The organism is Longimicrobium sp. (assembly GCF_036280135.1).
Lineage (GTDB): Bacteria > Gemmatimonadota > Gemmatimonadetes > Longimicrobiales > Longimicrobiaceae > Longimicrobium.
Genome location: NZ_DASURI010000214.1, coordinates 1 through 7,067 on the forward strand (window position 1 = coordinate 1; position 7,067 = coordinate 7,067).

At 70.7% G+C, this 7,067-nt stretch carries 7 protein-coding genes and 1 tRNA gene; 5 read left to right on the forward strand and 3 right to left on the reverse strand.

Annotated features, from left to right (window positions below; genetic code table 11):
* Positions 1–316 precede the first annotated feature (316 nt).
* A complete protein-coding gene (locus VFZ20_RS06390) occupies positions 317–1,144 on the reverse strand; it encodes an enoyl-CoA hydratase/isomerase family protein (RefSeq protein ID WP_329683008.1) in 828 nt (275 codons plus the stop codon).
* A 41-nt stretch (positions 1,145–1,185) separates the two neighbouring features.
* Positions 1,186–1,851 carry a TetR/AcrR family transcriptional regulator gene (locus VFZ20_RS06395; protein WP_329683009.1) on the reverse strand — a complete coding sequence of 222 codons (666 nt, stop codon included), beginning with the start codon at positions 1,849–1,851 and terminating at the stop codon, positions 1,186–1,188.
* A 170-nt stretch (positions 1,852–2,021) separates the two neighbouring features.
* Between VFZ20_RS06395 and VFZ20_RS06400 the strand changes: the two genes are divergently transcribed.
* Both VFZ20_RS06400 and VFZ20_RS06405 read left to right on the forward strand, forming a co-directional pair.
* Complete coding sequence (locus VFZ20_RS06400) at positions 2,022–2,786, forward strand: hypothetical protein (RefSeq protein WP_329683010.1); 765 nt, start codon at positions 2,022–2,024, stop codon at positions 2,784–2,786.
* Positions 2,787–2,824: 38 nt separating this feature from the next.
* Positions 2,825–2,907 (forward strand) — tRNA-Leu (locus VFZ20_RS06405).
* 233 nt (positions 2,908–3,140) lie between these two features.
* On the opposite strand, the gene VFZ20_RS06410 is transcribed toward VFZ20_RS06405, so the two are convergent.
* Positions 3,141–4,472 (reverse strand): hemolysin family protein, encoded by a 1,332-nt coding sequence (locus VFZ20_RS06410; RefSeq protein WP_329683011.1) that lies wholly within the window; start codon positions 4,470–4,472, stop codon positions 3,141–3,143.
* Between the two features lie 474 nt (positions 4,473–4,946).
* Between VFZ20_RS06410 and VFZ20_RS06415 the strand changes: the two genes are divergently transcribed.
* The 3 genes from VFZ20_RS06415 (at position 4,947) to VFZ20_RS06425 (ending at position 7,051) form a co-directional block, all read left to right on the forward strand.
* Positions 4,947–5,276 carry a hypothetical protein gene (locus tag VFZ20_RS06415; RefSeq protein WP_329683012.1) on the forward strand — a complete coding sequence of 110 codons (330 nt, stop codon included), beginning with the start codon at positions 4,947–4,949 and terminating at the stop codon, positions 5,274–5,276.
* A gap of 95 nt (positions 5,277–5,371) precedes the next feature.
* Positions 5,372–6,208, forward strand: coding sequence for a zinc metalloprotease HtpX (locus tag VFZ20_RS06420; protein ID WP_329683013.1), 837 nt, complete (start codon positions 5,372–5,374; stop codon positions 6,206–6,208).
* Positions 6,209–6,280: 72 nt separating this feature from the next.
* Entirely contained in the window at positions 6,281–7,051 is a 771-nt protein-coding gene (locus VFZ20_RS06425; protein WP_329683014.1) for a TerC family protein, read from the forward strand.
* Positions 7,052–7,067 lie beyond the last annotated feature (16 nt).

Sequence of the window (7,067 nt, forward strand, 5' to 3'; positions counted from 1 at the left end):
GAGGGCCCCCTCCCCCCGACCCCCTGCCCCCGCTTCGCGGGGGAGGGGGAGACCTTCATCGAGGGCATCCGGACAGCCCGTGCCGGCAGCAGCCCGCCCCTCCCCGCTCGTTCCTCGCGGAGAGGGGAGACCTTCATCGCGCCGGATGCCGGCTACCGGGCACTCAACTCGTCGAAGTGTATACCCTCTCCCGCGCAGTTTGCGGGAGAGGGACGCGAGGAACGAGCGGGGTGAGGGCCCGAGCGGGGTGAGGGCCCCAAAACAGAAAGGAGGGCGCCGGCCCAAGGCCCACGCCCTCCCGCAAACCCCGAGACGCTTACTTGCCCGTGAACTGCGGCGTGCGCTTCTCCACGTAGGCGTTCAGGCCCTCCTTGGCGTCGGAGGAGTTGAACAGCAGCGCCTGCAGCTCGCGCTCCAGGGCAAGGCCCTGCTCCAGGGGCAGCTCGGCGCCGCTCTGGCAGCTGCGCTTGATGTTGCCCACGGCGAACGTGGCCTTGTTGGGGCGCGTGAACTGGCGCGCGTACTCAAGCACCGAGGCCAGGAACGCGTCCTTGCCCTCGGCGTCGATCACCTGGTTCACGATGCCCATCGACTTCGCCTCGTCGAAGTCGATGTTGTTGCCCTGCACCATGAGTTCGATGGCCTTGCTGGCGCCCACGAGCTTGGTGAGGCGCTGCGTGCCGCCCGTGCCCGGAAGCACGCCCAGCGCCACCTCGGGCAGGCCGATCTTGCCGGCGCCGCGCCGCGCGATGCGCAGGTCCGCCGCCATGGCGATCTCCAGGCCGCCGCCCACCGTGTGGCCGTTGAGGGCCGCGATCACCAGCTTGGGCGTGTGCTCCAGCTTGAGCAGCGTCTCGTTGGCATGCAGGCAGAAGTAGTACTTCCAGGTCGGATCGGCCTTCTGCAGCATGTTGATGTTGGCGCCGGCGCAAAAGAACTTCTCGCCCTGGCCCGTGATGACGATCACGTCCACCGACGGGTCGAACCGCGCGCGCAGGATGCAGTCGTCGATCTGCCGCATCATCTCGTGCGTGTACGTGTTGGCCGGCGGATCGTCCAGGGTGAAGATCGCCACGCCGTCGCGCACCTCGTAGTGCACCAGGGTCCTGGTCTCGGTCGGGACTTCAGCGGTCGCGGTAGCCATCGTTTTTCAACGTGCGTGAGAAGTGAATGCGGCAGGGGCGGCTATTCGTCCGCCCCGCCCGAGCGCCAGATGGACGGGCGCGGCTCGCCCGGCGCGGTGTCGCGCGCCCCGGCCGGCACCGTGCTCCCCGCGGGGAGAAAGCCCTCGACGAAGATGCGGTACATGTCGTCCACGATCTTGTCCAGGTCAACGTCACGGTCCGGACGGTGCCAGTTGTACAGCCAGTTCATCATCCCGAACATGGCGAACGTGGCCACGCGGGGATCGATGTCCCCGTCGGGGCGCAGCTCGTTCAGGATCTCCATGGCGATCTCGGTGAGCCGCCGCTTCTTGGCGTTCACCCGCCGCCGGTAGTCCCCCGTGAGCGCCTCCGCCTCGTGCGAAAGCACCTTCATCTCGAACTTGTTCGCGATGAAGTAGCGAAGGTGGTTCTCCATCAGGATGCGCAGCCGCCGGTGCGGCTCCGTCACCCCGTCCAGCAGCCGCTCCAGGTTGCCCAGCAGCGTGCCGAAGGCGTGGTCCTGGATGAGGAAGAGGAGCTCTTCCTTGCTGTTGAAGTAGTAGTACAGTCCCGAGAGGCTCACGCCGGTGGCGCGGGCGATGTCGCGGATGCTGGCCTGGTGGTAGCCCTTCTCCGCGAAGATCTGCGCGGCGGTCCGGAGAATGCTCTCCAGCTTCTCGTCGTACGCGCTTCTCTCGTCCGTCATCGACAAACGCGCCTGCCTTGTCCAAAGGTGGTTCGAACGTCCGTCAACCTATCCCGCCCCGAAACGGGGTGTCAAGCACGCCGCCGGCCCCTCGCTTGACCGGGTGGCGCCGCGTGCCTAAACTTTGTCGTTGCCCCTCTTTCCGCCCTCCCGTGCACTCCGCGTCCCCGATGGTTCGCAGGTTCCCGCTCCCCGCGCGCATGCTCGCGCTGGCGGCCGTGCTCGCCCTGGCGGCGTGCGACGATGCCGGCACGGCGCCCACGTCGTACGTGCAGGTGGTCTCCGGCGGCGCCTGGGTGGCCGTGGCCGAGCCGCAGGGCATGGCCCGCGCCGACACGTGGCTGCCCTGGCTGGCGGAGGACGGCGCCGCGGCCGCCCAGGCCCGCCAGCTGCGCGAGGCCGCCGGCCGCGCGCGGGGCGCCGGGCGCATCGAGGAGTCGCTGGCCCTGGAAGACGACGCGCTGCGCTTGGTGGCCGGCTCCCTGGCGCGCGCGCCGGACCCCCTGCGCGTCCTGGTGCCCCTGGCGGCGCTGGACTCGTGGACGGACCGCGCCCGCGAGCGCCTGGCCACGGGCCGCTACCCGGAGCTGGAGGCGGCCGCCATGGGCGTCTCCGCCGAGGCCGCCGCCGCGCGCGGCGCCATGGTCGCGGGCGACACCACCGTGGCCGTGCTGCACATCGCGCGGGGCACTATCCTGGCCCGCGAGCACTCCGCGCTGGGCGTGGGCGTGCGGCTGCTGGCCTCCATCGAGGAGCGGCTGGGCAAGCCCGGGGCGGGGGAGAGCGCCAACGTGCGGCGGGCGCGGCGCCTGCTTGCCGGCGCCCGCGAGGGGCTGGCCACGGGCGACACCGTCCGCGCCCTGCGCCGGGCCGTGTACGCGCTGCAGCTGCTGGAGGAAGAGGGATTCGGCGTGCCGGCGCCCGGGAACGATTGATTCCGGTCCGCGCTCTCGTTAGATTCTCCGCCTGCCGGGCCCGGATGGCGAAATGGTATACGCAGCAGACTCAAAATCTGCCTCCCGTGAGGGATTGTCGGTTCGAGTCCGACTCCGGGCATGACGAAGCGCCGCAAGGAACCTCTCCTTGCGGCGCTTCTGCGTTCATCCCGGTCCGGAACGGCAACTGCATTCTCACGCAGAGCCGCGGAGGGCGCAGAGTACCCCAGTCCCGGCCCGATCGACGCTTCTCGCGCGGAGCGGACACCGCGCGACGGATTCCCACGCGGAGTCAACGTCTTCCATCCGTTACCGTTGACTCCGTTGGCCGCAGGCCCCGTGTGAGAATGCGGTTCAATCCTCCGCCGGTTCGCGGTCCTCGCGGGGGCGGGCGAGGGGGGCCACGAGCACCTTGTCGATGCGGTTGCCATCCATGTCCACCACCTCCACGCGGTAGCCGTTGGCGTCGAAGTGCTCGCCCGGGCGCGGCACGTGACCCAGCGTGGTGAACACCCATCCGCCCAGCGTGCGGTACTCGCGCAGCTCCTGCCGCCGGTCCTCCAGGTCCAGCAGCTCGCGGAACTCCTCCATCGACAGCGAGCCGTCCACCAGCAGCGAGCCGTCGTCGCGGCGGACGATGGGCGGGGACACGGCCGCGCGCCCCGTCTGGCCCATCTCGCCCGCGATCTCCTCCAGCACGTCGTTCAGCGTCACGATGCCCTCCGTGCCGCCGTACTCGTTCACGACCAGCGCCAGGTGCGTCCCCGTCTCGCGGAACTGCTCCAGCACGTGCAGCGCCCGCGTGCTCTCGGGGATGAACAGCGGCTGGCGCAGCAGGGGGCGCAGGTCGTCCACGCGCTGGCCGCGCAGCTCCGCCGCCCACAGGTCCTTTACGTCCACCATCCCCAGCACGTGGTCCAGCGCGCCCTGGCACACCAGGTAGCGCGAGTAGCGGTGCTCCACCATGGCGTGGCGGTGCTCCTCCACCGACGCGTCCACGTCCAGCCAGACGATGCGGTGCCGCGGCGTCATCAGCGAGACGACGCGCTGGTCGCCCAGCCAGAACACCCGCTCCACCAGCTCCTGCTCCTCTTCCTCGAACACGCCCGCCTGCGTGCCCTGCTCCAGCAGCACGGTGATCTCCGCCTCGGTCACGGGCGGGTCCTCGGGCTTGCGGATGCGCAGCACGCGAAGCACCAGCTGCGTGGACGTCGTCAGCAGCCACACCAGGGGCCGGGCCACGCGCGACAGCACGTCCATGGGCCCCGCCACCAGCCCCGCGATGCGCTCCGGGTGGTTCAGGCCGATCTGCTTGGGCACCAGCTCGCCCACGATGAGCGACATGTACGTGATGCCCATCACCACGAGGCCCAGGGCCAGCGGCTCGGCGTACCGGGCCACGGTGGGGACGGTGGCAAAGTAGCCCGCCAGCGGCTCCGCGATGGCCGCGCCGCCGAACGCGCCGGCCAGCGTGCCCACCAGCGTGATGCCCACCTGCACCGTGGCCAGAAAGCGCTCGGGGCGCTCGGCCAGCTGCAGGGCGCGGCGCGCGGCGTGGTCGCCCTCGTCGGCGCGCTGCTGAAGCCGTGCCTTGCGCGCGCTCACCACGGCGATCTCGCTCATGGCGAACACGCCGTTCGCCACCAGCAGCAGCAGAACGATCAGGACCTCCGTGCCGATCCCCATCCCATCCTCTTGTTGAGTGCGTACGAACGGCTCTTGGAACTGCAACTGCGTTGGAACAGCAGGATTTGGGCGTGTCCCCCGCAAGCGGGGGCCGGGCTGCGCGCGCCGTAGGCAACGATACAACTGTTGCCAACGGCGCCGAGCCCCATCCGTGTCGGGGACAACGATACTGCTGTTGTCCCGACACTCCGCGGTCTCGGCCCTGCGGGCGCGCATTCCTCACGCAACGGCGACCGGTCCGCCGCCCCTGCCGCTTTTCTCCCCCTCTCCGCGAGGAACGAGCGGGGAGGGGGCCGGGGGGTGGGGCGGGTTGCGGGGCAGGGAGCTGGTCTCTTCCTCTGGATCCCGCCCGCTCCATCTCCCGATCGTCGGCTTTGCTGCAAGCTACGCGCTTGCGGTGCCGCGCGCATCCGCACGACGCCTTCCGTTACGCGGCGCTGGCACACGGCGCGGGGCGTGCATTAGATTTCACGCGTGAGCCCTTCGCACCGCTCGTCCCGTCCCCGGCTGCTGCTGGCGCTGCTTCTCGCGGCGCTGCTCGTCGGGGTCGTGCCCGTCCACGCTTCGGCACCCCGAAGCGAAAAGTCGCCCGGCGTCTCCGCCTGGCGCGCGGCTTCCGCGCGCCCCGTGCAGCCGCCGCGCGGGGACGCGGACCTGGGCGGCGCCCCGCTCCCGGCGGTCCTGCCGGAGCTTCTTCCCGTCTCCACGATCATCCGGGCACCGGCGCCGCGCGCGCCGCGTACCCCCCGGCGAGCGGCGCCGTTCGCGCGCTCGCCCCTTCCGCGGGCCCCGCCCGCCGCGTAGCCGTCCGCAGTTCATCGCCGTTCGCCCTCCCGGCGGACGGGCGCCGTGCCGCACCGTGCGGCCGGCGCTGACGAGGCTACGCACAATCTGGAAGGATGAACAACGTCAAAGTCTTCGGGCTGATGGCGCTGCTCACGGCGCTGGTGGCGGCCGTGGGTGGAGCCGTCGGCGGCCGTGGCGGGCTGGTGATCGCCCTGGTGCTCGCCGGCGCCATGAACCTCTTTGCGTACTGGAACTCCGCGCGCATGGTGCTGCGGATGTACGGCGCGCACGAGGTGTCGCGCGAAAGCGCGCCCTGGCTGTACGAGATGGTGGACCGCCTGCGCCAGCGGGCCGGCCTGCCCATGCCCGTGGTGGCCGTGGCGCCGCACGCGCAGCCCAACGCGTTCGCCACGGGCCGCAACCCCGAGCACGCCGTCGTCTGCGTGACGGAGGGGCTGCTGCAGCTGGTTGCGCCGGACGAGCTGGAGGGCGTGATCGCCCACGAGCTGGCGCACATCAAGAACCGCGACATGCTCCTGCAGACCTTCACGGCCACCCTGGCCGGCGCAGTGAGCTCCCTGGGGCAGAATGCCATCTGGAGCAGCCTCTTCGGCGGCGACGAGGAGGACGGCGGGGGCGGGATCGTCTTTGCCCTGCTGGCGCCCGTGGCCGCCGGGCTCGTGCAGATGGCCATCAGCCGCCAGCGCGAGTTCAAGGCCGACGCCGTGGGCGCGGAGATCTGTGGCCGTCCCCTGGCCCTGGCCGGCGCGTTGCGCAAGCTGGACGACTACGCGCACCGCATTCCCATGGAGGTGTCGCCCGCCGTGGCGCCCCTGGCCCAGGTGAACCCGCTGTCGTCGTTCGGCGGCGGGGTGGCACGCATGTTCAGCACGCACCCCCCCACGGAAGACCGCGTGCGGCGCCTGGAGCAGCTGGCGCGCGCCGCCTGACCGACCTTCGCGAGCCGTCCGCGCGAATGCGCGGACGGCCTTTCGGCCCTCTCACACCGTCCGACCGTCTCCATGGAGCTCTTTTCCGATCCGCAGGTGTGGGTCGCGTTCCTCACCCTCCTGGCGCTGGAGCTGGTGCTGGGGGTGGACAACGTCATCTTCATCTCCATCCTGGCCGGCAAGCTGCCCCCGGAGCAGCGCAAGCGGGCCCGGACCACGGGCCTGCTGCTGGCCGTGGTGAGCCGCATCCTGCTGCTGTTCTCCATCAGCTGGATCGTCCGGCTCACGCAGCCCCTGTTCGCGCTGTTCGGCCACGCCTTCAGCGGGCGCGACCTGATCCTGCTGGGCGGCGGCCTGTTCCTGATGGGCAAGGCCGTGCACGAGATGCACAACCGGCTGGAGGGGGAGGAGGGGCATTCGTCCGCCAGGATCCCCGCCTCGTTCGGGGCGGTGATCGCGCAGATCCTGGTGCTGGACGTGGTGTTCTCGCTGGACAGCGTGATCACCGCCGTGGGGATGGTGGACCAGATCGCGGTGATGATCGCGGCCGTGCTGGTGGCCGTGGCCGTGATGCTGGTGTCGGCGGGGGCCATCAGCGGCTTCGTGGAGCGGCATCCCACGGTCAAGATGCTGGCCCTGGCGTTCCTGCTGCTCATTGGCGTCACGCTGATCGCCGACGGCCTGGGGCACCACATCCCCAAGGGCTACATCTACTTCTCCATGGGCTTCTCGGTGTTCGTGGAGCTGTTGAACCTGCGCGCGCGCAGCAAGGCCAGGCCCGTGCACCTGCGCGATCCGTACGTGCCCGAGCCGCCCGGCGACATCACGCCGAAGAGTGCGTGAGTGCGTGAGTGCGTGA

What these genes read in the sequence shown, in the direction of transcription:
- VFZ20_RS06390 (WP_329683008.1), bottom strand. Translation starts at nt 1,144, where the DNA reads ATGGCTACCGCGACCGCTGAAGTCCCGACCGAGACCAGGACCCTGGTG.
- VFZ20_RS06395 (WP_329683009.1), bottom strand. Translation starts at nt 1,851, where the DNA reads ATGACGGACGAGAGAAGCGCGTACGACGAGAAGCTGGAGAGCATTCTC.
- VFZ20_RS06400 (WP_329683010.1), top strand. Translation starts at nt 2,022, where the DNA reads ATGGTTCGCAGGTTCCCGCTCCCCGCGCGCATGCTCGCGCTGGCGGCC.
- VFZ20_RS06410 (WP_329683011.1), bottom strand. Translation starts at nt 4,472, where the DNA reads ATGGGGATCGGCACGGAGGTCCTGATCGTTCTGCTGCTGCTGGTGGCG.
- VFZ20_RS06420 (WP_329683013.1), top strand. Translation starts at nt 5,372, where the DNA reads ATGAACAACGTCAAAGTCTTCGGGCTGATGGCGCTGCTCACGGCGCTG.
- VFZ20_RS06425 (WP_329683014.1), top strand. Translation starts at nt 6,281, where the DNA reads ATGGAGCTCTTTTCCGATCCGCAGGTGTGGGTCGCGTTCCTCACCCTC.